Source organism: Rhodococcus sp. 15-2388-1-1a, assembly GCF_002259145.1.
In the GTDB taxonomy this organism is placed as follows: domain Bacteria; phylum Actinomycetota; class Actinomycetes; order Mycobacteriales; family Mycobacteriaceae; genus Rhodococcoides.
In genome coordinates this window covers 95,558-120,388 of sequence record NZ_NPFP01000003.1, presented here as the reverse complement: position 1 = coordinate 120,388, position 24,831 = coordinate 95,558, and the positions used below count along the sequence as shown (strand labels likewise).

Sequence of the window (24,831 nt, the reverse complement as noted above, 5' to 3'; positions counted from 1 at the left end):
GACCATGGGATTTCTACCCAAGAATCCGGCCGATCTGATCGGCCGTGCCGACAAGGCGCTCGGCAATGTCGACGACGTGCTCGGCCGTGTCGACGGAACTCTCGACGAGGTGGCGGTGACGTTGGCGAGAGTGCAGGAGGTTCTGACCATGCTCGACGCCAAACTGGGAGCACTCGATCTGGTCGAAACCGTGGCGCATCAGGTGAACGCGTTGCACGAGAGCATGCTTCCGTCGCGATGACGTTCGGGTTCGGGTCCACCTTCCGCCGCGTCGTCGACGTATATCCTGTGGGTCGACGCGCGGCGGAGGTAGGGAGATCGGTGGAGTATCGAATCGACGACTTGGCTCGAGAGGCCAAGACGACCACTCGTAACGTGCGGGCGTACCAGGAGCGTGGACTGCTTCCCCCGCCCACACTCCGCGGCCGAGTCGGCATCTACGGCGACGATCACCTGACGCGGCTGAAGGTGATCGATTCGCTGCTGCAGCGAGGTTTCACCTCGGTGCACATCGCCGATTTCCTCTCGGGCTGGGAGCAGGGCAAGGACCTCGGTGAGATCCTGGGCCTCCAGGAGATCGTGACCCGTAAATGGTCGTCGGAAGAGACCACGGTCATTCCCCTCGAACTGATCGCCCAATTTCTCGGCGAGGACAACGACGCCATCGTTGCCCGACTGATCGAGGCGAAACTGATCAGGATCGACGGCGACCAGTGCGAGATTCTCGACCCCACTCTCCTCGAAGTCTTCGTCGATCTGAGTCAGTACGGCTTCACGCTGGAGCAACTGCTCGATCAACACGAGAGGACCGCGTCGAAGATGAACGCCATCGCCGAGTCGATGGTGGGGAGCGTGACCGACCACTTGATCGCGCAACACGGCCCGGGTTGGCTCCCCAAGTCGGGGGAGGTGGCCGAGACCACCGAGATGTTCGAGAAGATGCGCAGCCTGGCGATGAAATCTGCGCAGGCGGAGCTGGCCCGCGCCCTCGATCGCGTCCAGGAACAGGCGCTCAGTGACTATCTGTCGCAGACTCTGTCCAGGCAGAACGACCAATGATGGTTTGAAGACTGCAACAATCGGACATACCTGGCTCCCGACAGCCGAACGGCGGCTGACGATCGAGGGGGCACCATGAGGTTCGTAACGTTGATCGTTCTCGTCTGGCTGATCATCGGCGCATTCGCGTCGTACCAGCGCGGAGACTTCGAGAGCGCACCCGAGAACTGCGCCGGAGCGGGCACCATCGCCCTCACCGTCGTCGCAGGACCGCTCAATTACTTCGGAGTCAACCCGGAGGTCACGGACTGCAACGTCAACGTGCCGCAGCCGAGTGAGTGATTCGAGTCTCTGACCGCGCGCCCGCGGTACACCTTCCCTAACCTGGTGAGGTGTTCCGCGGACGCTTACTGCTGTTTCTGGCCTTCGCGATCCCCGTTGTCCTGGTGTCCGCGATCGGTGTCGGCGGCTATGTCGCGTTCACCAAGGCCCGCGTCGATCCGCTGACCACGGCCGACGCCATCGTCGTACTGGGCGGCGAACACGACGGCCGCGAGGCCTACGGAATCTCGCTCGCCGAGCAGGGTCTGGCGAAGACGGTGGTGCTCTCCGATCCCTACGGGTCCGGTGACTCGACCATGAAGAAGGCGTGCGCCACATCCTCGGAGAAGTTCGAGGTGCTGTGCATTCCGCCGGTGCCGTCGACCACGCGCGGAGAGGCGATCTTCACCGAGGAACTCGCCCGCGAACGCGGGTGGAACCACGTCATCGTCGTCACGTGGCGATATCACCTACCGCGCGCCCGCTACATCTTCGATCAGTGCTTCGACGGAACCGTCACCATGCGTCCGACGCCGCGCACCTACGACTTCTCCCTCGTCGAATGGGAGTTCACCTACCTCTATCAGCTCGCGGGATTCGTCAAGGCCGGAGTGCAGGGGCCGTGCGAGGACTCGGCGAGCGACTGACGGAGCCGAGTCAGAAGATCTTGTGATAGAGCGTGATACCGGACTTCCACGCCAGGAATCCGAACATCACCGCGGCGATACCGCCCACCACGTTCGCAGCAAAGAACGCTGCGGCGCTGCGGTACTGCTGGTCGCGAGTGAGCCGAAGCGTAGCCAGCACCACCGTGGCCATCGGAGCCACCGACGCCAGAAATCCGATGCCCACCAGCGAACGAAGCCGGTCCGGTGGATCGAGGGCGAACACCAACCCCAACGCCGCGCACGCCACCAGGTTGAGCGCGGACAACCGTCGCCGAGACCTGATCGCGTGCGAGAACACGAACTGCCCGAGCGCGGCGAGCCCGCCTCCGGCGGCCACCAGGAGCATGGTCGTCATCGAGCGCTGCTCGATCTCGGCGTGGTGATCGCCGCGCCGAGTGCCATGGCGATCAACGCGATCACCGGCGTTCCCACCAGATACATCACCGAATTCCAGGCACCGCGATGCGTCACGGCCTGGAACGCGTACAGGCCGAACGTGGTGAAACCGCACGCCAGCCCGAAGAGTCCGGCTCGGGCAACCGGGGCGTGCCGTCCCCACAGGTAGCCCAGGGCAGCGCCGACGACAAGACAACCGAACACGTTGACGCCGAAGGTGCTCATCAACAGCCACCTCGGCGTTGCCCGCCACGTCCAGACCTCGTACCGCAACGCCGCACCGACAGCGCCGCCGACCGTGACCGCGACGTATTCGCCGACCGAACGACGACGGTCCGCTTGCTGCAGTCCCTCGATCACCGGAGCGAGCCTAGTGGGAGTCGAGCAACTCGGCCGAGTGGAAGAAAGTCGGCCGGGGTGGGCCGGGGTAAAGTCGGCATGTGACTGCGGACGACACGGGCCTCGGGCCCCAGCACTTCGATGTGATTGTGGAATGGCGTGATCAGGACGTGGTTCTGGCGGTGTCCGGTGAACTGGATCTGGTGACTGCTCCCGATCTGTCCGAGTCGGTTGCTCTCGTGCTCGAGAAATCGCCTTCGGCTGTGGTGATCGACCTCAGTGATGTGGGATTTCTCGCCTCCGCCGGCATGTCTCTGTTGGCGTCGACACATCAGCAACTCGGCGGCGACGCCGGGTTTGCGGTGGTCGCGGATGGTCCGGCCACCGGTCGTCCCCTCACTCTCGTCGGTCTGGACGAGGTGTTCGGAATCTATGCAACGGTCGACGAAGCATTCGTTGCACTTCGTAAGGGTAGATCCTGAACTTTTGGGTAGACGGGATTCATGATGGCGACTCTCTTCGGAGGTGACGACTCACGTACCGACAGTTCGATCTCGACGGCAGGTGCGCGAATGGAAGAACTGCTGTTCACCGGCGAACCTGCCGACGCCGATCGAGCGTCGGAGCTTCGTCGTGAGCTCGGTGACTGGTTGGGCAAAGTGGGCGTCGACCCCGATCGTGCGTACGACGTGGTGTTGGCCACGTACGAGGCAATAGCGAACAGCGTCGAGCACGCGTACCGAGACCACACCGATCGCGGGACACTCGACATCCGGGTCTCGCGTGCCGTGGAGGGTCGAATAGAGGTGAAGGTGACCGATCGCGGGGATTGGGCGTCGCACAACTCCGACCCCAACCGCGGGCGGGGTGTGCCTCTGATGCGGGCGCTTGCCGACAGCGCCGCAGTGACCTCGGACCAGAACGGTACGACCGTGCACATGATCTGGGACGCGACCTAGAACGACCGCCCTGACCTCCCTGTCCGGCACACTGGTGCCATGGTCGACGTGCAGATCGCTACAGCGGAGAAGAAGAAGATAACTGTCCCGAATCTGCGCGTGCTGTGGCAGTTCGTCCGGCCGCACCGTCGGACACTGTCGCTGGGGCTGACACTTGGCCTGATCGGAACCGGAGCCGCACTGGCTACCCCGATGGTGGCCAAAGGAGTGCTCGACGGCCTCGGCACCGACGCGTCACTGATACAGCCGGTGCTGATTCTGGTGAGTCTGCTCGTGGTGGGTTCGCTGGTTCTGTATCTGCAGTGGATCGTGCTGGGGGTGCTGGCCGAACGTGTGGTCCTGGACGCCCGCAAATCGATAGTGCGCAAGTATTTCGGTGCCACGGTGGGAAGTCTCGGCACTCGGCCCACCGGAGAACTCGTCACCCGGGTCACCTCCGACACCGTGCTGCTGCGCGAGGCCACGTCGAATGCGTTGGTGGCCATAGTCAACAGTGTCGTCGGCCTCGTCGGTGCACTGATTCTCATGGCCGTGCTCGATCTGGTGCTGCTCGGCGCGATCGCCTCGGCCATCATCGCGATCGCGGTGTTGTTCGCGCGACTGATGCCTCCTATCGCCGTCGCACAGCGGCAATCCCAGGAAGCGGTGGGCCGCCTCGGCGGAATTCTCGACGGCACGCTGCGGGCGATTCGTACCGTCAAGTCCAGCAGAGCCGAGGCCCGCGAATCGGAGCGAGTCATCGCCGAGGCGCGAATCTCCGCCCAGCACAGCGTCAGGGCGGTCAAGATCTCCGCGCTGGCATGGACGTTCGCCGGGGGCGGAGTGCAGTTGGCGATCATCGGCATCCTCGGTCTCGGCGGCTACCGCGTCAGTACCGGGGCATTGGCCGTGTCCAGCCTGATCGCGTTTCTGCTGTACGCATTCCAGGTGATGGGGCCGGTGTCCACGCTGGCCACGAACATCACCGCACTGCAGGCCGGAATGGCGGCGGCTGCCCGTATTCGCCAGATCGACGACCTGGTCACCGAAAAAGGCGAGACGGGTCCCACGCGTTCGGTGAAGACCGAAGCGCCCGCTCCGGCTCTCGAATTCCGCAGCGTCACAGCCCGATACGCGCCGGGCAGGGAGCCGGCCGTGCGGGGTATGGACCTCGAGGTGCCCGCGCGTGGGCACACCGCGATCGTCGGCCCGTCGGGAGCAGGCAAAACCAGCGTCTTCTCGTTGATCCTGCGTTTCCTGACGCCCGAGGCCGGCGAGATCCGGCTCGGCGGCACTCCATACGACGAGCTGACCATCGACGAGGTGCGAGCCCGGTTGTCGTACGTGGAGCAGGAGACGCCGGTGCTCCCCGGATCGATCCGCGAGAACCTACTGTTCAGCCATCCCGATGCCAGCGAAGACGACATCTGGTCGGCGCTCGAGTCGGTACATCTGGACTCGGCGATCCGCGCCCTGGACGAAGGGTTGGACACCGACCTGATCGGATCGACCGTCTCCGGTGGGCAGCGTCAACGAATTGCGTTGGCCAGGGCGATCGTTCGTCGTCCGGAGATCCTTCTGCTCGACGAGGCCACGGCTCAGGTCGACGGCCGAACCGAGGCGGCAATCCACGAGGTGATCCGATCGATCGCGACCGACTCCGCCGTCGTGACCATCGCGCACAGGTTGTCCACCGTGCTCGACGCCGACACGATCCTCGTGATGGAGGACGGAGTGGTCCGCGCCAGGGGCACGCACTCCGAACTCATGAACACCGACTCGCTCTACCGAGAGCTGGTGGCCGCGTTGCGAATCGGCGACAACACGACATTGACGAAGCCCGGCTGAGAACACCCGGCCGGTGTCTAACGCCCGGAGTCGGATTCGGACTCGGTGGTGGTGCTCTCGTCGTCCGAATCGTTCTCGGCGGTGGTGGTGGTCGTCCGGTCCGAGGACGGGGTTCGGCGCGGGCTTCGCGTCGTGGTCTCGGGGCGATCCGGAGTGGTCGTCGTGGGGCGAGCGGTGGTGGGTACTGCGACCTGCCAGGTGGGCGACGGCGGGACGATGACGATCGTCGAGCTCGGCGTCGCCTCGACCGAACTCAGGCTGTCCGACTTCAGAACGGGAGGACGAACGGTCTGGCTCGTGTCGTCGAACGCGCCGCCGAGAGCGCCGATGGTCAAGCCGACTGCGACTGCCACTCCGGCGCTCGCCACTGCTGCCGACGCGATGACCTTGTCGCGCATGCACAGACCCTAACGCCGTGGCCGGACCCGGATGGTCGGCAATGATGCGAGAACGTTACCTCAGGGAGCGACACGGTGAGAGGTGGACGTTCACTGCGTCGACAACCGCAGAACATGGGGCAGTGTCTGCGCGATCAACTCCCCGGCCTGCTCGTACACCGAGTGATCGCGCCGATACGGATCGCCGATGTCGAGGGTGTCGACCCGGTGCACCGCCCGTGCGTCGGCCAGGGTCGCGATGGACTGCGCACCCGACGCGGCCGCGAGACCGGACGCCTCGAGCAGCGTGAAGGTGCGACGCATCTGCCGCGGTGCAAGTGCCAGGACGGCATCGCGATGGGCCGCCGTCATCGTCAGAACCAGGTCGGCGTCGGCAGCGATCGCAGGCGTGAGGCGTCGGGCAACAAAACCGTCCGGATCGCCACCGAGCTGCGTCAGCACCGTCGCGGCCGTCGGGTCCATGGCGTGTCCGGTCAAGCCCTGCGTTCCGGCGCTGCTCGCGGTCAGCTCGAAGCCACCCTCGCGCGCGAATGCGGCCGCAAGTCGCTCGGCTGTGGGCGATCGACAGATGTTCCCGGTGCAGACGAACAGAACGCGCATGCCCGCAACCTTAGTGCTGTGGTCGGGTCCCGCACTGTGCACCGCGGGACGCGCTACAGTGAGCCATTGGTAGGGGGATCGAGACTCGTTCGTGACATCGAGTCTCGGCGTGTGTTCACGGGGAAGTCGACCGAAGGCGGGTAATGACCGAAGTTCTCGGTGTGTCGGTGGGGGCCAGTGCCGTGCGCATGGCTCGTCCCGACGCGCGCCCTCAGGATTCGGGTCGCCTCGATTTCCACCACGACACCGTCGACGCCTACTGGGACCGCGCGGAGGAATTGGCCGCCGAATCGATCGGCGTCGTGCTCTCGCAGCCGGGCGACGGTGGACCGGTGCAAGCGACAGGCGTCGCGTATCGGGACCAGCAGCAGTTCGGCGAGATCCAGCAGGCGATGGCGAGTCAGCGCCTCTACAACTACCGACTGGTTCCCGAGGCGCGCGCGGCCTTGCAGTACCTCGAGGCGTCGGGCGAGCTGGGGCACTTCGGCACCATCGCTCTCTACGATCTCGGCAGCTCCGGATTGACGATCAGCGTGATCGATCGCGGTACCGGGCAGGTTCTGCTCGCCGAGCGCACCATCGACATCAGCGGCGACGACTTCGATCGCCTCATCTCGGACAATCAGCTCGCCAAGCAGGGCGTCGACATTGCCGACAACCAGGAACTGAGCGAGTTCACCGCGCGGTGCCGCGTGGCCAAGGAGCAGCTCTCGACCAGCGGCGCGGTGTGCCTGCCCGGTGACGGCGGCGTGATCCTGATCTCGCGTGAGTCGTTCGAGTCTCTGGTGACCGTTCCCATCGAGTACTCGGCGCGGTTGGTACGTGACGTGATCGGTCGTTCACCCAAGCATGTCGACGCTCTCTTCCTCATCGGCGGCGGGGCACGCATTCCACTGGTGGAGTCGATTCTCAGTGCGTGGATCGGCCTTCCCGTCGTCACCCCGGCGAACCCGGAATCGGTGGCCGCACGCGGTGCGGCGCTGCTCGCGACTCCGGTGGCCGACGCACCGCGTCGACCGAGCCAACAACCGGGCGTTCGACAGTCTCCGTCCGACCCCGCATCGCTGACCGGGGCTCCCGATTGGTTGAGCCCCGAGCCCGCTGCCGACAAGCCTGCCGACTCCAAGCGCAAGGTCCGCGGCGCGGTACTCGTCGCAGGTGGCCTCGTCGCCATCGCTGCACTCGGGTTGTCCCTCGGTTACGGCGGCAGTTCGACGGAACCGACTAGTGCACCGGCCGAGACGAGCGCACCTGCCACTGCAGTGCCCACGACGCCGAGGACGACCGCGCCACCCACCACAGCGCCGCCGACCACCACCGTGCCGCCGACCACCGAGGCCGCTCAGGCCCCGGCTCGCACCTACTCCGAGCCGGAATACGTGCCGCCCGCTGAACCCGCGCCTGCTCCCGCCCCGGCGCCGCTGATCCCCGGCCTGCCGCAGATTCAGCTGCCGCAGATCCAGCTGCCTCCGGCGCCGGTGATCGAGTTGCCGCGCTTCTAGCTCGCGTCGGTGCCCGCCCGGATCAGGGCAGCTGCAACTCCGCGAGAACCGCCAGGTGATCGCTGTCCGGGATCGCCAACGGCTCGACCGACCGAGCGCGGACGTTCTCGCTCGTCACCACATGGTCCAGCCGCGCGAGCGGACGCTCCGACGGGAACGTGCGGAACAGGCCCGCGCCTGCCCCGTCTGCCGCGTCGGAGAACGGGGACGATGCCAAGGTGCGGAACTGCCGGTGGTCGTTGGTGGCGTTGAAGTCGCCCGCGACGAGCACGGTGCCCTGATAGGTCTCCATGATGGACCGCATCCTGGCCAGGTCGGCGTCCCACTCGGTGGTGTGGCGCGGTGTGGCAGGCGACATCGCGTGGAAGGAGACGACGGTCAGATCCTGCCCGTCGACGGTGGTCTTCGCCTGGACCGGTACGAATCCGAAGTTGTCGAGGCGGGTGCCGTCGGTCAGCGGGGTGCGGCTCCACAGCCCGGTGCCATCGGCCACCGGTAGGGCAGCAGTGAAGGAGAACGGCAGGAGGTCGTCGATGCCGGCGGCCTGCAGATCGGTCACTTCTTCCGGGGTCAGTTCCTGGACCGCGAGAATGTCGACGTCGTGGGTGCGCACCGCGTCGACGATGGACGCTGCGTCGGCGTCGCCGTGTGCGACGTTGATCGTCAGGACCGACAATTCGGGTCCGGTGTTGTCCGGGCCGTCGGACAGGTACATCGGCACCTGAACGCCGACGACGGCGACGGTGATCAGTACTGCGACGGCCGACCCGATGCGGGAGCGCGCTGCGGCGAACAGGATCACGGCGGCGATCGAGGCGACACCGAGGTACGGAGCCCCGACGACGAACGCAACAAAAGTGATCTCCGTCACACCGATCTGGCGAACGAGGAACATTCCGAAGACGACGGCGAGCAGAGCCCAGCCGATGACCAGCGCTGCGCTGGATGCGAATCGGCGCATCGTGCTCGTGCCTCCTATTGCGTGCCCGAGTTGGGCGTGGATGTGTCAGGTGTTGTCTACACTCGGCATGTGCCCAGCTCAGAGCCAGTATGCAAGTGTCATCACGAACAGGCTGCGCACCGGCATTACCGGCGCGGAACCGACTGCTCGCTCTGTGACTGCCCCCGTTACCGGGGTCGGATGTCGCTGCTGTCGAGATGGTGGCCCTGGAAGTAGTTCGTGCGGGCAAAAACAATCCTACCGTCCGATCGAGTGCGAAGAACAAACCGATTCGTTAGGATTAGGGGCCTGGATACAGGCAATACGGACAAATGCGGCTCGGGGACCGTCCGACATTCGATCCGGTAGGAGAGGCTTCATGTCGAACGATGCAGTGCTGGACAGGCTCGGGACCAGCCTACGAGTCCTGGAACTCGACCCCATCAGTTACCGACCACACCCGATACACAATCACGACCGCATCTGGACCGAAACCAACTGTTACGTCGACCTGTGGATCGAAGTTCTGCACTCGTTCGGTGCAGATCCCACACCCGCTCTCGCCTTCGTGCTGAGCGCCGGCTGTGACGGGCGACAGTGGGACTTCGTGAAGATCGCGCCCGAGGACCTACGCACCCTGTACGGCATCGGCGTCGCCGAGATGAACGTGTGGCGTCCTGTGCTCGAGCACGTCGTCGAAGGCCTGGAAGACGGCATCCACGTCACCGTGGAGGTCGACGGCTTCTGGCTGCCCGACACCGCGGGGACCAGCTACCGCAACCAGCACACCAAGACCACCATCGTGCCGAACCTCGTCGATCGCGACGGCAAGGTGATGGGGTACTTCCACAATCGCGGCTATTTCGAGCTCACCGGGGCCGATTTCGACGGGATCTTCAATCTCGCTCCGGAACCGCACGCCGAGGTGCTGCTGCCCTACGTCGAGCAGATCCGAGTGGACTCGACAGTTCTCGACGCCGGTTTCGGTGACCGTGACCTCGACGTCGCTCGCGCACACCTGGCGCGCCGCGCTCCGGGCAACCCCGTCGACGCGCTGGCCCGCCGCATCATCGCCGACATCCCGCTCGTGCAGACCGCGGGACCCGACGCCTTCCACCTGTGGTCGTTCGGCCTGCTCCGGCAATTCGGTGCCACGGCAGAACTGGCGGCCAACTACGTGCGGTACCTCGAAGGTCGCGGCGTGACGGGAGCCGCCGCCGCGGCGCCGCACTTCCTCGACGCCGCCTCCGGTGCCAAGGCCGTTCAATTCCGGATGGCGCGCGCCGCACGTGGCCGCGATGTGGTGCTCGACGAGCCGCTGATCGAGATGAGCAAGAACTGGACGGCCGCCATGGACATCGTTGCAGGTGCATTGAGCACGTGATCGATCTGCTCGACGGCGCTCGGTGGCGGCTGGCCCGAACCGACGCCGGTTCCGTTCTTCACCCCGAGGACCTACGCGAGGATCTCGACTGGGTCGACGCAGTGGTGCCGGGCACGGTTGCCGGCGCGCTCGGAGACTCACTCGCGGTGAATCCGGACGATCACGACTGGTGGTTCGTCGCCGACGTCCCCACCGGTGGCCATCGCCGGGTTCGAGTGAGATTCGATGGCATCGCGACCCGTGCGCAGATCTGGATCGATGGTGTCCAGCGCAGAACCGTGGCGTCGATGTTCGTTCCCGAGACTCTCGATCTGACGGACTGTGGTGACACCGTCGCTATCGCCGTCCACGTCGAATCGCTGGCAGCACATCTGAAGTCTCGACGCCCCCGCGGTCGGTGGCGATCGTCACTGATCGCCGCGCAGGGGCTGCGACACGAGCGGACGACGATGCTCGGTCGCGCACCCGTGTACGGGCCCCTTCCGGTACCCGTCGGGCCGTGGCGTCCGGTGTCCATGACGGTGATCCCGGACGTTCGTCGCGTCGACCTGAGGACGTCGGTATCGGGTACGGACGGCGTCGTCACACTGCGCGCCGACCTGGATGCTCCCGGGGTGGCTCGAATTCTGATCGACGACAGGGCCTTCGAGCTCGGAACCGTCGAGCGCATCGACCGGGCGGTGACGTTGCCCGACGTCGAACTCTGGTGGCCGCACACGCACGGCCGACCGCGAACGTACCGCGTCGCACTCGAGGTGGACGGCATCGTCCATCCCATGGGATTCGTCGGGTTTCGCACGATCGAGCTGGACCGTACTGCAGGCGGCGCAGTACTGACGGTCAACGGCGAGAACATCTTCTGCCGCGGAGGAACGTGGACCCCGCTGGACCCGGTGCGGCTGTGGTCGCCGGAGGCCGACCTGCGGGCTGCTCTCGAGCAGCTCCGATCGGCGGGCCTGAACATGGTGCGCATCGTCGGCACCCTGGTGTACGAGCAGCCCGAATTCTGGTCCCTGTGTGCAGAACTGGGCATCATGGTGTGGCAGGACGTCATGTTCGGCACCATCGACCCGCCCACCGACGACACGTACACCGCGGCAGTCACCCGCGAGCTCGACGCGTTCGCCGACATCGTCTCCGCCAACCCCGCCCTGATGGTCGTCAGCGGCGGAAGTGAGACTCAGCAGCAACCCACGATGTTGGGTCTCGCAGCCGAGGATCAACGAATGGAGCTGCTGGACAGCGTTGTTCCTGATTTTTTGGCAGATCGCCTGCCCGCTGTGGCGTATGTGACATCGAGCCCGTCCAGCGCTCAGGGGGAATTGCACACCCATGTGGGTGACGGCATCGCGCACTACTTCGGGGTGGGCGGATACCTGCGCCCACTGTCCGATATCCGAACTGCCGGAGTGCGTTTCGCGGCAGAGTGCCTGGCCTTCGCGGTCCCCCCGGAACGGGCGCAGGTGGAGAAGTTCTTCGGGTCCGCGGCCGTCGCCGGTCACCACCCGGACTGGAAGGCCGCCGTCCCACGTGACCGTGGCTCGTCCTGGGACTTCGAAGACGTGCGAGATCACTACGTACGCACGATCTTCGGCGTCGATCCACACCTGATCCGGCGGGACGACGCCGAGCTGTACCTCGATTACGGTAGGGCGGCGATCGTCGAAGCGTTCACCGAAGCGTTCGGCCACTGGCGTCGAGCATCCTCGGGGTGCGCCGGAGCCCTCGTTCTGACGTTGCGAGACACGGTGCCCGGCGCAGGCTGGGGCATCGTCGACACCGCCGGTGTGCCCAAGGCACCCTTCTACGCGTTGGCGCGGGCCAGCGCCCCGGTGGCACTGCTGTTGTCCGACAACGGACTCGACGGCTACTCGGTGGAACTGGTCAACGACGGACCGGCGCGCTCGGGCAGTATTCGAGTGGTGTTGCACGCCTTGCGCGGCAGCCACGAGTTCGAGCGCACGGTGAACGCCCCGGCAAATGGATCCATCGCACTGACGGTGGATTCCATCGTCGGCACCTTCACCGACGTCAACCATGCCTACCGCTTCGGCAGCCGAACCTACTCCGCCGTCACCGTTCTGTTCCTGGACGACAACGGCATCGAGGTGACGCGAACCACCGCACTCGTCGGCGCGCAGAGCCGTCAGAACACGGTGGGATTGACCGTGGATGTCGTCGAAAAGGATTCTGGGACATGGGAACTGACCGTCCGGTCCGACTGGCCGGCGCAGTACGTCTGCGTCGACATCGAGGGCTTCGAGGTGTCCGACTCGTGGTTCCACCTGGCACCGAACGAACCTCGCACGCTGACTCTCGTCAGTCGTGGCGCGAGTGCACCGCGGGGACATGTGCGCGCGCTGAACTCCATGGAGCGTGCGTCGGTGGCACCGAAGGTCGTGAGCAGAAGTTCGTAGTGGGCTACGAATTCAGTCCATGGCCCGAGCCGTGCACGTGCCGCTAGCGGCTCGTGCTGAGTTTCCCTCGGGCATAGCCGATTCCGGCTGCGCCGACGCTTGCCACCACGGCCATCGCACCCCAGGCGCGTACCGGGTTGCCGCGCGCAGCAGCGCTGGTCTCCCGGCCGACCGCGCGAGGCAGGATCTTGGCGGTGTAGGCCCGCTCCGAGGACAGGGCGTCCTCGGACCCGATCAACCGGGCGATGGCGGCCTTGGACACGCCCTCGGCGTAGCTGCGCGTGATGAGATAGCGCGGACGAGTGCGGTCTGCACTGACCGTGTGATCGACGACGATCGAGGGATCGAACACGATCTGTGCATCGGGATGCGTTTGGCGCAGACGGATGCACAGCTCCGTCTCCTCGCAGCCGAGCGGGACGCGTCCGATCCGGCCGATGCCGGAGACGAATCCGCCGAGTGCGACGACGGGCTCACGGCGGAACGACATGTTCGCGCCCATGAGATTGCGGACCTGAGCGGTTTCCGTCGGCTGCCCGCGGTAGGTGCACCCGACGACCCAATCGAGTTCGCCGGGTTCACCCACTACCTCGGCCGGTAAGAAGGCCGGACGCTTGTCCGGCCATACCGGGTATGCAGAGCCCCCAACGGCGTACACGGCATCATCCGAGTAATGGGACAGAATGGCTCCGAGCCATTCCGTGGTGCGCGGTGAGGCGTCGTCGTCCAGGAAGACGACGATCTCACCGGTCGCGAGATCGAGCGAGGTGTTGCGCGCTCCGGAGAGGCCGCGAGGGTGGTTGTTCTCCACCACGTTCACGGTCCGGTGCAGCGGCGAGAACTCGTCGTGTGCCCGTTCCGCCAGTTGCGCGTTGTGATCGATGACGATGATCAGTTCGTCGGCAGGCACATCCTGGTCGAGGACGGCCGTCACGGCGGTCCGGAGTTCGGACCATCGAGCCAACGTGTATGCGCAGATGACTACCGAGGAAGTCGGCAGACTCACGCCGTCTTCTCGCGAAGTTCGAGAACCTCGTTGTACGACTCCAGAGCCTCGAACTCGAGGTCCATGTCGGTACGGGCGTCGATCGACTCCCGCAACGGGCGAGCGATGGACTTGCGCTTGATCCTGCGGGCACGCATGCGTTCGGTCATCAGAGTGCGCAGCACCCGGAAGCCGTCGGAGAAGGTCCGCAGGTTGCTCTGACCGTAGATGCGAGCCAACTCGACGCTCGGCACCTCTTCGATGCGCACGGACGCCTCGGCGAAGCGGCAGTTGATGATGGTCTCGATCTCGAAACCGTCGCCCCAGAGCATCATGCCCTCGGCACCCGGCTGATCGACGACGGGCAGGTCGAGGACCGGCACCAGATCGCGCCAGAAGGCGTTGTAGCCGTAGCAGAGATCCGAGAAGCGAGTTCCGAAGAGCGTGTTGGCCACGAGGTGCAGTCCACCGTTGCCTGCGCGGCGCAGCGGCGTGATGTCGTGGCTTCCGCCGCCTTCGCAGAACCGGCTGCCCTTGGCGAAGTCGGCACCGGCGATCAAGGCGTCGACGAAGCGCGGGATCTCGGCAGCATCGGCTGAGCCATCGGCGTCGAACATGACGATGATGTCGCCGGTAGCGGCCTCGAAGCCGCAGGCGAGCGCGTTGCCCTTGCCCTTGCGGGTCTGCTTGATGATGCGAATGTCACCGCGGATCTCGCGAGCGGCGTCGATGGTGCCATCGACGGATCCACCATCGACCAGCACGAGCTCGTAGTCGTGTGAGAGCAGGGGGAGGACGTGACGAAGGTTCGCGGCCTCGTTGAGCGTCGGGATGACGACACTGACGCGGGGATTCTGACGATTCAACATATCCATTCCACATGGGTCGAGTGCGATGGGCAGATGTCTCCGAGCTCCGTGAATCGACCCCCGCCGCATCCACAGACAGTGCCTCGCGATCGTTCTGAAGCGCAAGAACCTGTTTCCTTTGACTGAAAGCAAGCTTAAAAGAAGCTACGAGTTTGTCAAGCTGCAAACAAACCAACTGGGAGATTGTTTGGAGATACACGTCATAGTTTGTGACGCGAATCAACGAGATCGGTATTGGTAGACGATCGTATTGACGTCCTGATACCGCACCGACCACGCCGAATTTGTCGCGAGCCACTGGCGGAAACGAGCGACCGCATCGTCGGCGACGAACCCGTAGTACTGCATCGCCTCGAGTGACTGACGGGTGAGGACCATGTAGGTGGGTGTGTCGCTGATCGACGCGTTGTAGTCGATCTGGCCCAGCTTCTCGGGCGTCGGGAAGCCCTCCATGTACTCGGGGCCCAGCGCGTAGAGCGGTACGTCCCAGTACTCGTTCGCCTCGGTCAGCCGTCCGTAATCCGACGTCGACCGGGCCGGGTAGCCCGAGGAGTACAGCATCGTGATCGAGGTGCCGGACGGCGACGCCGCGGCCACCGCTCGGGCGTCGTCGATCTGTTCGCGATGTTCGAGCACGATCGGCCACAGGCCGAAGTAGCTCTGCAGGCCCAGCACGGCGGAGCCGAGGGCCCCGGCCGTGGCGACCGCAACCGATGTCCGTGCGGTGAGCCTGCGGGCTCGGGACGGGCGATCCTGGGACGGTGTGCGATCGAACAGTGCGAGGAACATCGGCGTGATCAGCAGTACGCAGCCGGGGATCGCGTAGAGATACACCCGGAAGATCGCCTCGCCGCCGTAGCTCTGCCCTGCGAGCAGCATGATCGACCCGAACGCCATCACCATCGGTGCCCAGAACGTCTTCTTGGTGCGCCAGGCGTAGATCGCCGAGGCGAACGCCAACACGAACACCCCGCCGGACAGTGCGCGGCAGACCAGTGACGTGATTTGTTTGCCGAGCACGCCCTCCGCCTCGACGTTGCTCGCGGCGTTCTGCACGGGGTCGAACCCCTGGAAAAGTCCGTACGGCGCCACGATCGGCAGTCGCGGATACAGGTATCCCAGCAAGATGATGCCGAGCGGAATCATCAACCACCACGGCTTGGCTCGTCGCGTCACCAGCAGTACGCCGGCGACGGCCATCAGCCAGTACGGCGTCAGCTGGTGCGTGGGGACCAGGGCCGCGAACGGAACGATCGACAGGAACGCCGCGGCTCGGGTGAGCGACGAGGACATCAACAGCGCCAGGAAGCCCACGGCGAGCAGTAGGGCCCAGGCCTGCGGTGAGTAGTAGTCCTGGCCGACCCAGTTGATGACCTCGGCGAGCATCGCCGCCGTGATCGCTGCGCGTTTGTCGAACTTCATGACCCGCGCCAGTCCGTACACGGCTGCCGCGAGCACCACGTGGATCATCGGCGCGAACACGTGCGCCAGAGACAGCGTGTCGTATCCGGTGACGTGTTGGAACCAGGCCGAGACGAGGAAGAAACTGGGCCACTCGCTGTAGATGTCGACGCCGCTCGGAGCCAGCCGGTTCAGATCGAGCACGAACTCGGTGACGGCGACGTGCTTGTACGTCCAGTCGTAGATCGGAGCGGAGGTGACGAGGGTGACGGTGAATCGCTGTACCGCGATGGCCAGCCCGATGGCGACCAGCATGGTGCGCAGCTGATGACGTCGCAACGCGATCAGGAACGCCGCCATGATCAGAACCATGCACAGCACCAGTCCCGGGCCGGTTCCGGCGGTCAACAGTCCGAACTGCGAGTACGTCGCGCGCTCGAGACCCGGCAACAGTGGCAGCCACAGAAAGAACGCCAGCGCCAGAATCAGGCCGGCAACGTTGCGTCGCAACGTCTCGCGGTCGGTCAGGACGAATTTCACGGAGGCGAGGGCGGACGTTCGCGACGACGGTGAGACGACCTCACGGGCCCGCGAGAGCCACACCGGCAGGTCGGGACGGCCGTGCTTGCGGTACCACAACACCGACGAGCCGATCAGGGCCAGACACAGCCACAACGTCCACATCCGGGGCGACCAGCGGTATCCCCACATCGCCACCGACACCATCAGTGTCACCACCGAGATGCTCAGGATCGGCAGGGCCGCAGGAACCGCGGTGCGCGGGATACGCACCCACGACAGGATCGCGGCACCGGGTCCGAAGAACAACAGGACCGTCAGAAGCACGACGCGAACCAGCGTCGGCAGCGCGATCATCGAGGCCAGACCGGACAGGGCGGCGAGAACGCTGATGTCGGAGTAGCGCAATCGGCTACCCGCACGCCGCCGAGTGCCTGCAGCGGAGTCGGTGGTGCCGACGGGCCAGTCGACGGTCCAGTCGGACGGGACGAACAGCTTGTGCCGCAGATCCGCGATGGATCGGTATCCGGAATCAGTCGAGGACAGGTTCACGGCTCACCCCCGCCAGAGGAGTGCGCTCGCGCCCTTCGCGTCTGCTGCGCCGGATGGCCGCGGGGCCCTTGGCGATGGACAGCAGTTCCATCCGGCCGATGCCGTCGGGCAGGTCGGCAGCGAGATCGTCGGGAGGGGAGGCGACCTTGCTCATCTTGGCCGACAACCGAACTGCGCTGCCGAGTCGGCGGACGGCCACCGTGGCGGCCAGCGTCGCCGATCTGCGGTCGGTGGCGACCGTGTACAGCCACGCACCGAGCCCGAGCCCGTACCCGCGCGCCTGCACCGCCAACGCCTCGGAATCGGCGCGGTGACGGTGCCACACGATGGCCGCAGGTTCGTACACGAGCTTGTCGCCGGCCATCAAGACCCGGAAGAACATGTCGAGGTCCTCACCGCCGTTGGTCGGGGATCCCACTCCCAGTGCCTCGTCGAATCCTCCCAGATCGAACATCCGGCCGCGGTCGACCGCAAAATTGGCTCCGGTTCCGTACATCCCGACCTGGAACGGAAACAGCGGCACGTCGGCCGGGGGGTTCTTCAGGTCGTAGACCCGAGGCGTCACCGAACTCGCCCACCCGACACGACGATCGAAATACGCCTGCGCCTGAGTTCTGATCTCCCCACTCGGCACGATGCCGGACACACACGTGACCCGATCGGCCCGCCCGAAGCCGCGCGCGATGCTGCGCAACCACCTCGCGTCGACGGCGACGTCGTCGTCGGTGAAGGCGACGATGTCGTGTCGGGCCGCCCGCAACCCCGTGTTCCTGGCCCTGGACAGACCTGCCGTCGGCTCGGACACGACACGAACACGGGGGTCGCCCAGCCCGCGAACGTACTGCTGTGTGGCATCGGTCGGGGATGCATTGTCGACGACGACCACCTCGAAGTCGGGGTAGTCCAGAGCGGACACCGACGCGAGCGCACCCTTCAGATGGTCGACTCGGTCGCGAGTACAGATCACCACGGTGATCGGCGGCAGCGCCCGATCGGGGTCGGGCAGAGCGTCGGGCATCGGAACCTGGGCGAGCGACATGGCCGCCCGTCGCGCGTCTTCCGCCGCGATCGCGCCGTCGACGACATCGAGTTCGACGAAGCCCAGTGGGTCCAGTCCGCGTCGGATCAACAGCCGGGCGCGGCGGTAACCGTCGGAATCGTCGAGGGCGAGAGACTCCGGCAGATCCTGCTCCAGGTCGATGTCACCGATCCACACGGCACCGTCCCATTCGGGAGACTGGAGTCTGGGGAGCGCGGGAGGTAACACGGGGAGGGTCCTTTCGGGGTGACACGTACGGGCAGGTGGAGCGGAGTCTCAGTCGGCGCGATACCGCACCCAGTCGACCGTCATGGTCGCCGGGAACGGCGTGGAGTTGTCGGTTGGACCGGGCCAGTCGCCGGCGACGGCGACGTTGAACAGCAGGAAGAACGGCTTGTCGAAGACCCAGTAGTCGTCGCCGCCGATCAGGTCGTCAGGAGTGACGGTGGCCAAGGTGGTGCCGTCGATACCGGTGGTCACGCGACCCGGTGAACGCTCGACCCAGTAGGTGTGGAAGTTCTCGGACAGCGGCTCCGGCGGGATTCCGCCCGCGTCGACCTTCTGACTCGTCAACGAATCGGGTTGGGGGGCATGGATTCCGGTGTGGTACTGATCGGCCTGGTTCAGCGTCTCCATGACGTCGATCTCGCCCGAGAGCGGCCAGCCGACGGAGTCCAGGTCGGTACCGAGCATCCAGAACGCCGGATGCAGGCCTGCTCCGGCGGGCATCTTGATCCGAGCTTCGATGCGGCCGTAGGTGAACTCGAACTTGTCCTTGGTGGTCACTCGGGCCGAGGTGTACCCATCACCGTTGCGCATGGCCTTGATGACCATGTTGCCGTCGCCGTCGAGAGACGAGTTCTCGGTCGAATCGGTGTAGTCCTGCTTCTCGTTGTTGCCCCAACCGGTCTGTCCGACATCGTGACTCCACCGGTCGTCCGCCACCGCATCGCCCGCCGTCCCCGAGAAGTCGTCGTAGACGGTGAATCCGGGCTTGGTGGCTGCAGTGTTGGACGCCGACGTCGTGGAGGTGGCGTCGACTGTGCCCTGCGCAGTGCCGCCGGGATCGGAGCGGTGCGTCATCCCGTACACGGTGCCGGTCACAACCAATCCCAGGACGATGAGGAACGCCAGAACGGACGGCCAGCGCCGTCGTGGAGGCTCGACGATGAGCCCGGTTCCGGGTAGCCGCGAAACCTCGACGGTCCCCGCTCCGGACTCTCGGCTCGATGCGGCGTGACGACTCACGCGGTCTCGTCGACGTTCTTCGGTACTCGCGTCGCGTTGAACTGCGAGACCGACAGCACGACTATGCCCACGAGAAGGGCATAGGTGGCGATGCGTTCCATGGTGCCGATGCCGAGGCCGAATTCGTGCCCGCTCATGTAGGCGAAGTATCCGGCCAGACCGACGGCACCGAGTGCGGTCACGACGGTGCGAATGCTGCGTCGCAGACTCCGATGCCCGCCGGCGATGACGAGGCCGAAGTTTCCGAAGACGAAGAACGCGGTGGCACCGAACGAATGGATCGGGTAGTTCACGCCCTGGTTGACGACGCCTGCGGTGATGGCACCCACGCCTGCGACGAGGAAGAACGACGCGGCTCTACCGTCGATCCGGCGGACGATGTACCAGGATGCGCCCACTGCCGCGATCGCCACACCGAACAACACCATCGAGGCGTTGAGCAGGACGTAGAGCTGGCTGCACGGCCAGTTGCCGGTGGGACCGCAGAACGGGATTCCGAGTTCGCTGATGTAGTTGTTTCGGTAGCTGTAGAGCCCGCGCCACGTGGCCGAGACGATGTACTCGACGAGGACGAACTGCACCACCGACAACCCTGCCCAACGAGCGACATGGGCGACGAAGCCCGATCGCACCGGTGCCTGCGTGCTCGACGATGGCCGGTTCGCTTCGGGTTTCGTGGGGCGCTTCGCTTCGGTGGTCATGCAGTCTTCTCCTGAGGGGCCAGCAATGCGAGGGGGTTCGCTGCTACGAGATCGAGTGCGGATTGCACGGTGTGGCTGTCGAAAACATTGTCGTGGAACGACGCCGAGACGAAGACGACCGAATCGATGGTCTCCATCGTGATCATCACCGACTCCGGTTGGCCCGGATCGGCGATCACGAAGAAGGCGCGGTCGGCGGGCTCGGCAACCCAGGAGATCTGCTCCAACTGCCTGACTCTACCGAGATCGGAGTACATGAGCTGGACCTTCGGATCCACCGGGACGCGGTCGCCGAACACCCCGGAGACGGCCTTGTGTTCGCGCTTGTACTTGATGGTGCTGATCGTCGCGGATGCGATCGGACGGCCCTTGGCGATGGCACCGGACAGTGCCCCGTGCACCTCCCCGGCCGAGGTGGGATCGATGTCCGAGAACCGGATCCCGGCAGCGAAGTTACCGAGCACGACCGCCGACGGCGGTAGGTAGCGGCGGCAGTCGAAGAGAAAAGCTGCGGAACGATCGAGCGAGAACGATGTGCGCGCGAACGCCGCGGCCACGGCCGCGCACATCACCGCGCTGACACTCGCGCCGGGCAGGTGGGATTCTCGCCACTGCCGGATCGCATCGGTGGTACCCGACGGCGTCACCACGGTGGCCACCGCAGCGGACGGTGCCCACGGCCGAAAAGCCGTCGGCGATGCGGTGTCGGGTGCGGCGGCCATGACCGTGGATTCGCGCTTCGAGCCGGGACGTACGCGGTCGTAGAGCGTGTCGACGACGTTCCTGGGATTTCGAACGACCCACCGCAGCAGTGCTTTTCGAAGTGGATGGCCGTCGACGGCACTGTCTGCCCACGTCGGAAGCGGTGCGTCGGGGCGTGCGTCGGCCAGGTACGCGAACAGATCGACCGGCAACAGAGCGTCGCCGAGACCGTGATTGAGATCGAGGAACAGGTAGCGACCCGCCAGACGAAGTCGAAGAGGAATTTCGGGCACGGACGCGTGCGAGAACACGGTGAGTTCCTTGGCCAACTGCTCGTGACCGACGGCGGGTCCCTCGGCGATGTGCTCGAGTACCCGCTCCGGCTCGTAGACCCAGCGCGCCGAAGATTGGTCGGCGCGCAGACCCAGCCGCGTCGCAGGACCGATCGAGGCCAGGGCCAGTACCCGGCTCTGCACTCGTGCAAGATCGCCGAAGTCGGCGGGTCCCAGCACGGTCACGATGCGCGAATCGGACCGCAGCATGTCCAACGAACTGGCGCGATATGTCTGAGTCATGGTGCCGTCCTGTGCTGGGCGTGGACAGGGATGCGACGCGGTGACGATTCGTCGAGGGGCGGCGGACCGTCCTGTGGCTCGCGGCGAGGCGGTTCACGGTGTCGAGGTTCGGCGTGTCGGGGCTCGCCGTGGCGAGGCTCTCGATGACGCGATCGAGGTGCACGGGCGTCGCTGTCGTCGATGGGCCCGCGGGGTCCGGGGGAGCCCGACGGGCCCTGGTCGTCACCGGACTCGCCGGAGCTGCCTGCGGACAGCTCGCGGATCCAGCGCACGAGCGGCACGATCAGCACGACGGCACCGAACGCCTCTGCGGCGAGGTACGCCCAGCCGACGGCCGCGATGCCCATCGACGACGACAGGCCGATCGATCCGCCGATGATGATCGAGGTGGCCACGACCTGCACGATCACGGCCAATCGCATGCGTCGGCGGACCCGCGCCAAACCGTCGTAGAGGGAACCGACGACCGAGAGCGGGATGGTCAGCGCGGCCAGCTGCACGATGATGGTGCCCTGGTCGCGGTAGCCCTGGCCGATCAACCCCAGACCGAACGGTGCGAAGAAGGCCAGGAAGATCGACCCACCCACCGCGACGATGCACACCAGGGTCATGAACCGCTTGGTCAGGCGGTGGAACTGTTCGGGGTGGGCGGCGACCTCGGCCACGTACGGTCCGATCAACACGCTGATCAGAATGTACAGAGCGCTGACGATCGACCAGGTGAGCGAGAAGTAGGCGTTCTGCTCGGCGCCGAGGGTGGCGACGACGATCATCGGCACCAGCAGCGGAGCGAGCGATCCCAGCGCGGTGATGCCGTATGCGGAGCCGAAGTAGGCCCACATCTCACGCCGGGGCGGCAGATCCGGCTTGCCGGCGTACCGCTGTTCGGTGCGGACGTTCTTCATGATCGCGCGCAGGACGAAGATCGACGCCACGATCGCCGGGACCGCCCAGGCAGAGATGATCGAGGTACTGCGCTCGGTTGCGAAGAGCGCCAACAGCATGACGAACTTGAAGACGGCGTGGAAGACGTTCTTGGCAGCCGCCCAGCGAGCGACGCCCAGGCCGGACGACGTCTGATCCTGCAGCGCGAACACCGCGAGCACGGCGACGAAGAACGGGAACGAGACGATCTCCGCGGTGTTGGTGAACATCTCGTCCACCGGCGCAACCAGCAGGAAGCCGCCGCCGAGCACGAACGCGAACGCGGTGACGGTGAGGTAGCCGCGCACGATGAACGTCTTGGCCAACCGGCCCGAGATCGGCAGGAACCGCTCGTACATCGAACCGAGGCTCAGATTGGACAGCGTCGAGAGCATCACCGCGGAGGTGATGACCGCCGACGCGCTGCCCACCTCCGCCACGGGATAGAGCCGGCCGGCCGCAGCCCAGAACAGTAGGCCGAGTGCGCCGGTGATGGCCGTCGAGAGCATCAGGGCCATCGAATTGAGCGCAAGGTTGCGATCGGACGCCTTCGATCCCGGCCCCGTCTCGGGTGCCGGGTGCCGGGTGGACTCCTCGGCGACCGGAGATACGTCGACCGAGTGCACGGCATCGTGCCGAGGCACGGTCTGCACCGGCATCGTCGGGCTGTTCATCAGACCCAGGTCGAACCGAGCCGGTTCGACCGGATACCACCGAAGCTGTTCGAGCTGTTCGTGCTTGGGCGGCAGGATCCTGGGAGCGCGGTGCTTCACAATCGAACCTTCCCCACCGGCACGGGAGGCGACGGTGCGGCGATCTCGATGTCGAAGGCAGCAGCAGTGGCCGCGAGAAGTTCGGCGCGCACGTTCTCTCGCAGATCGCGACCGTAGAGCGAGTGATCACCGGACTCGAAGGAGGTGACGGTGGGTACGGACGATCGGCGCTGGAGCCGGCGCATTCCCTCCGGGCCCCGGTTGGTCTCGAACCAGGCGGTGTCGCTGGGGGAGAGCAGAACTCGCGTCTGCACCTGACGGTCGCTGAGAATGCGCAGCGAGATCTCGGGAACCTGGATCAGTCCGCGTCGCCCGAGCCAGATCCACAGGGCATACGGAATCCGCGGCTGCAGTGCATTCTTGGTCGCCACCCCCCAGTGATGCAGGCGATCGAGTGCGCGAGCCCGCAGTCCCGTCTCCTCGGTGTGCATCGACGAGCGTTTGACGAATTCGAGACGACGAGTGGTCCAGTCGAGGGTGTTGAGCAAGACCGCGGAACGAACCCCCAGTTCCCGGGCGGCGAAGCTGGAATACCATGAGCCGGAGCACATTCCGGCCACCAGGACGTTGTCCGGGGTGGTGCCGGACTGTCGGACGGCGGTGAGAGCGTCCTCGTTGCCCTCGTCGCTGTAGAGCCGGGTCAACTCCCCGTCGCAGACGCTGCCGCTCTCGCCGGTGCCGCGTCGATCGAAACGCACCGTGGAGACCCCGAATCGAGGCAGGAGCCGGGCCAGTTCCACCCACATGCGCACCGGACCGACGCGGTGCTCGTTGGCGGTGGGGTACAGCACCACGGTCGGTCCACCGGCCCGGCATCGATCCGAGGTGGACCGAATCGCGAAAAGCTGTTGGTCGCCCAGGTATTCGATGTTCTCGTGAATTCCGTCGACCACGAACCGCGACCGACGCTTCACCTCGAGCTCGGCGGCGGGTACCGCCGGGAACTTGGACGCCGTCCACGTCGCGAGGTGCGCGATGTCGGACGTCGGGATGATGACCTCGAAATCGCTCGGCTCGAGAAAGTCGTCGTGCGCGGTCAGCGTGTGCTCCTGAGCCGAGAGAGCCTCGACGAGCTTGCGTACCGGCTTGGTATCGCCTCGCTCGGCGCGGGTGGCGACCAGCACCGGCGCATCAGTCTGCGTCTTCGCGGCGTCGAGCGCGGAGAAGTCCGCGGCCGAATCCGGATGCAGCACAGCGCCGATGATCGACACCCTGGGATCTGCGTCGGAGTCGGTGGTCACGCTCACCGAATACAGTGCGCGCTGCTCGTGCAGATACGACCGTCCTTTGACGACCGGATCCCACAGCGTCATCGCGGTGAGCGGCCCGCACTCGGCGGCGACCGAACACGCCAACAAGGCACCGACGCGCAAACCGACGAGGCCGACCTCGGTCACCCCGCAACCGCGAACGTAGTCGACGGCCTCGACGATGCTCCGCTGCCAGTGTGCGACCGCGCCGGGCTGATCCTGATCGCCCCACGAATCGCCGGTACCGCGGTAGTCGAACCGCAGCACCAGAAGTCCCTGCGCACAGAGCTTCTGCGCCAGCAGGGTCATGCCGCGATACGAGTCGACCTGCTCCTTGCCGAGTGGCGGGCACAGAACGACCCCGCCGCGTGCCCGACCGCCGGACGGCACGTGGACGGTGCCGAACAGCGGTGAGTCGGACGGGCCGAACCACATCGGGTACTTGCCGCCTGCCGTACGCGAAGAGGACTCGGCGGGAACTGAGCCGATGCGCCGGGGCGCGGTGCGGGAGAAGTTCACTTCAATGAGTCCTTCGTGTACGTA

Annotated in this window: 24 protein-coding genes; 10 read left to right on the top strand and 14 right to left on the bottom strand. The window is 65.7% G+C overall.

Translation table 11 applies throughout. The features are described 5' to 3' along the window. The first annotated feature begins 4 nt into the window (after nucleotides 1-4). The 4 genes from CH302_RS02360 (at nucleotide 5) to CH302_RS02345 (ending at nucleotide 1,967) form a co-directional block, all read left to right on the top strand. Nucleotides 5-241 (top strand): hypothetical protein, encoded by a 237-nt coding sequence (locus CH302_RS02360; RefSeq protein WP_037194006.1) that lies wholly within the window; start codon nucleotides 5-7, stop codon nucleotides 239-241. An 80-nt stretch (nucleotides 242-321) separates the two neighbouring features. Then, nucleotides 322-1,059, top strand: coding sequence for a MerR family transcriptional regulator (locus CH302_RS02355; RefSeq protein WP_037194220.1), 738 nt, complete (start codon nucleotides 322-324; stop codon nucleotides 1,057-1,059). 75 nt (nucleotides 1,060-1,134) lie between these two features. Then, nucleotides 1,135-1,341, top strand: coding sequence for a hypothetical protein (locus CH302_RS02350; protein WP_037194008.1), 207 nt, complete (start codon nucleotides 1,135-1,137; stop codon nucleotides 1,339-1,341). 50 nt (nucleotides 1,342-1,391) lie between these two features. Beyond that, nucleotides 1,392-1,967 (top strand): YdcF family protein, encoded by a 576-nt coding sequence (locus CH302_RS02345; RefSeq protein WP_037194011.1) that lies wholly within the window; start codon nucleotides 1,392-1,394, stop codon nucleotides 1,965-1,967. Nucleotides 1,968-1,977: 10 nt separating this feature from the next. Here CH302_RS02345 and CH302_RS02340 read toward each other — a convergent pair whose 3' ends face one another. Both CH302_RS02340 and CH302_RS02335 read right to left on the bottom strand, forming a co-directional pair. Then, complete coding sequence (locus tag CH302_RS02340) at nucleotides 1,978-2,343, bottom strand: CrcB family protein (protein ID WP_037194013.1); 366 nt, start codon at nucleotides 2,341-2,343, stop codon at nucleotides 1,978-1,980. Further along, a complete protein-coding gene (locus CH302_RS02335) occupies nucleotides 2,340-2,744 on the bottom strand; it encodes a fluoride efflux transporter FluC (RefSeq protein WP_037194014.1) in 405 nt (134 codons plus the stop codon). Before CH302_RS02335 ends, CH302_RS02340 begins: the two co-directional genes overlap by 4 nt. 125 nt (nucleotides 2,745-2,869) lie before the next feature. On the opposite strand from CH302_RS02335, the gene CH302_RS02330 reads away from it, so the two are divergent. The 3 genes from CH302_RS02330 to CH302_RS02320 are packed head-to-tail and all read left to right on the top strand — an operon-like array spanning nucleotide 2,870 to nucleotide 5,509. Then, entirely contained in the window at nucleotides 2,870-3,205 is a 336-nt protein-coding gene (locus tag CH302_RS02330) for an STAS domain-containing protein (RefSeq protein ID WP_371828454.1), read from the top strand. 21 nt (nucleotides 3,206-3,226) lie between these two features. After that, the gene (locus tag CH302_RS02325) at nucleotides 3,227-3,682 is read left to right on the top strand and encodes an ATP-binding protein (RefSeq protein ID WP_052047952.1); all 456 of its coding nucleotides are present in this window, start codon (nucleotides 3,227-3,229) and stop codon (nucleotides 3,680-3,682) included. Between the two features lie 39 nt (nucleotides 3,683-3,721). Further along, nucleotides 3,722-5,509, top strand: coding sequence for an ABC transporter ATP-binding protein (locus CH302_RS02320; RefSeq protein WP_052047953.1), 1,788 nt, complete (start codon nucleotides 3,722-3,724; stop codon nucleotides 5,507-5,509). 17 nt (nucleotides 5,510-5,526) lie between these two features. Here CH302_RS02320 and CH302_RS02315 read toward each other — a convergent pair whose 3' ends face one another. Together CH302_RS02315 and CH302_RS02310 are read right to left on the bottom strand one after the other, a co-directional pair. Continuing rightward, entirely contained in the window at nucleotides 5,527-5,907 is a 381-nt protein-coding gene (locus tag CH302_RS02315) for a hypothetical protein (RefSeq protein ID WP_037194016.1), read from the bottom strand. Between the two features lie 90 nt (nucleotides 5,908-5,997). Then, on the bottom strand, nucleotides 5,998-6,507 hold the full coding sequence (locus CH302_RS02310; RefSeq protein ID WP_082323784.1) for an arsenate reductase/protein-tyrosine-phosphatase family protein: 510 nt from the start codon (nucleotides 6,505-6,507) through the stop codon (nucleotides 5,998-6,000). A 143-nt stretch (nucleotides 6,508-6,650) separates the two neighbouring features. On the opposite strand from CH302_RS02310, the gene CH302_RS02305 reads away from it, so the two are divergent. Beyond that, nucleotides 6,651-8,009, top strand: coding sequence for an Hsp70 family protein (locus CH302_RS02305; RefSeq protein ID WP_052047954.1), 1,359 nt, complete (start codon nucleotides 6,651-6,653; stop codon nucleotides 8,007-8,009). 22 nt (nucleotides 8,010-8,031) lie between these two features. Here CH302_RS02305 and CH302_RS02300 read toward each other — a convergent pair whose 3' ends face one another. Then, the gene (locus CH302_RS02300; protein WP_037194017.1) at nucleotides 8,032-8,970 is read right to left on the bottom strand and encodes an endonuclease/exonuclease/phosphatase family protein; all 939 of its coding nucleotides are present in this window, start codon (nucleotides 8,968-8,970) and stop codon (nucleotides 8,032-8,034) included. A gap of 358 nt (nucleotides 8,971-9,328) precedes the next feature. Between CH302_RS02300 and CH302_RS02295 the strand changes: the two genes are divergently transcribed. Together CH302_RS02295 and CH302_RS02290 are read left to right on the top strand one after the other, a co-directional pair. Beyond that, entirely contained in the window at nucleotides 9,329-10,333 is a 1,005-nt protein-coding gene (locus CH302_RS02295; protein ID WP_052047955.1) for a DUF1839 family protein, read from the top strand. After that, a complete protein-coding gene (locus tag CH302_RS02290) occupies nucleotides 10,330-12,750 on the top strand; it encodes a glycoside hydrolase family 2 protein (RefSeq protein WP_052047956.1) in 2,421 nt (806 codons plus the stop codon). The genes CH302_RS02295 and CH302_RS02290 overlap by 4 nt, the downstream gene beginning before the upstream one ends. Nucleotides 12,751-12,793: 43 nt before the next feature. Here the strand turns inward: CH302_RS02290 and CH302_RS02285 are convergent, their stop codons facing one another. The 9 genes from CH302_RS02285 to CH302_RS02245 form a co-directional block, all read right to left on the bottom strand. Further along, the gene (locus CH302_RS02285; RefSeq protein WP_037194019.1) at nucleotides 12,794-13,756 is read right to left on the bottom strand and encodes a glycosyltransferase family 2 protein; all 963 of its coding nucleotides are present in this window, start codon (nucleotides 13,754-13,756) and stop codon (nucleotides 12,794-12,796) included. Beyond that, nucleotides 13,753-14,610 carry a glycosyltransferase family 2 protein gene (locus tag CH302_RS02280; RefSeq protein WP_082323785.1) on the bottom strand — a complete coding sequence of 286 codons (858 nt, stop codon included), beginning with the start codon at nucleotides 14,608-14,610 and terminating at the stop codon, nucleotides 13,753-13,755. Before CH302_RS02280 ends, CH302_RS02285 begins: the two co-directional genes overlap by 4 nt. Nucleotides 14,611-14,823: 213 nt before the next feature. Next, nucleotides 14,824-17,076, bottom strand: coding sequence for a hypothetical protein (locus CH302_RS02275; RefSeq protein ID WP_082323786.1), 2,253 nt, complete (start codon nucleotides 17,074-17,076; stop codon nucleotides 14,824-14,826). Continuing rightward, nucleotides 17,057-18,343, bottom strand: a complete 1,287-nt coding sequence (locus CH302_RS02270) for a glycosyltransferase family 2 protein (protein ID WP_037194023.1) — start codon at nucleotides 18,341-18,343, stop codon at nucleotides 17,057-17,059. The genes CH302_RS02275 and CH302_RS02270 overlap by 20 nt, the downstream gene beginning before the upstream one ends. Before the next feature lie 48 nt (nucleotides 18,344-18,391). Continuing rightward, on the bottom strand, nucleotides 18,392-19,363 hold the full coding sequence (locus CH302_RS02265; RefSeq protein ID WP_230596395.1) for a glycoside hydrolase family 16 protein: 972 nt from the start codon (nucleotides 19,361-19,363) through the stop codon (nucleotides 18,392-18,394). Further along, nucleotides 19,360-20,064 carry a DUF998 domain-containing protein gene (locus CH302_RS02260; protein ID WP_052047957.1) on the bottom strand — a complete coding sequence of 235 codons (705 nt, stop codon included), beginning with the start codon at nucleotides 20,062-20,064 and terminating at the stop codon, nucleotides 19,360-19,362. The genes CH302_RS02265 and CH302_RS02260 overlap by 4 nt, the downstream gene beginning before the upstream one ends. Then, a complete protein-coding gene (locus CH302_RS02255) occupies nucleotides 20,061-21,341 on the bottom strand; it encodes a hypothetical protein (RefSeq protein WP_141216587.1) in 1,281 nt (426 codons plus the stop codon). Before CH302_RS02255 ends, CH302_RS02260 begins: the two co-directional genes overlap by 4 nt. Continuing rightward, nucleotides 21,338-23,038 (bottom strand): lipopolysaccharide biosynthesis protein, encoded by a 1,701-nt coding sequence (locus CH302_RS02250; RefSeq protein WP_176460625.1) that lies wholly within the window; start codon nucleotides 23,036-23,038, stop codon nucleotides 21,338-21,340. Before CH302_RS02250 ends, CH302_RS02255 begins: the two co-directional genes overlap by 4 nt. Next, on the bottom strand, nucleotides 23,035-24,807 hold the full coding sequence (locus CH302_RS02245) for an alpha/beta fold hydrolase (protein WP_230596396.1): 1,773 nt from the start codon (nucleotides 24,805-24,807) through the stop codon (nucleotides 23,035-23,037). Before CH302_RS02245 ends, CH302_RS02250 begins: the two co-directional genes overlap by 4 nt. Between the last annotated feature and the right edge of the window lie 24 nt (nucleotides 24,808-24,831).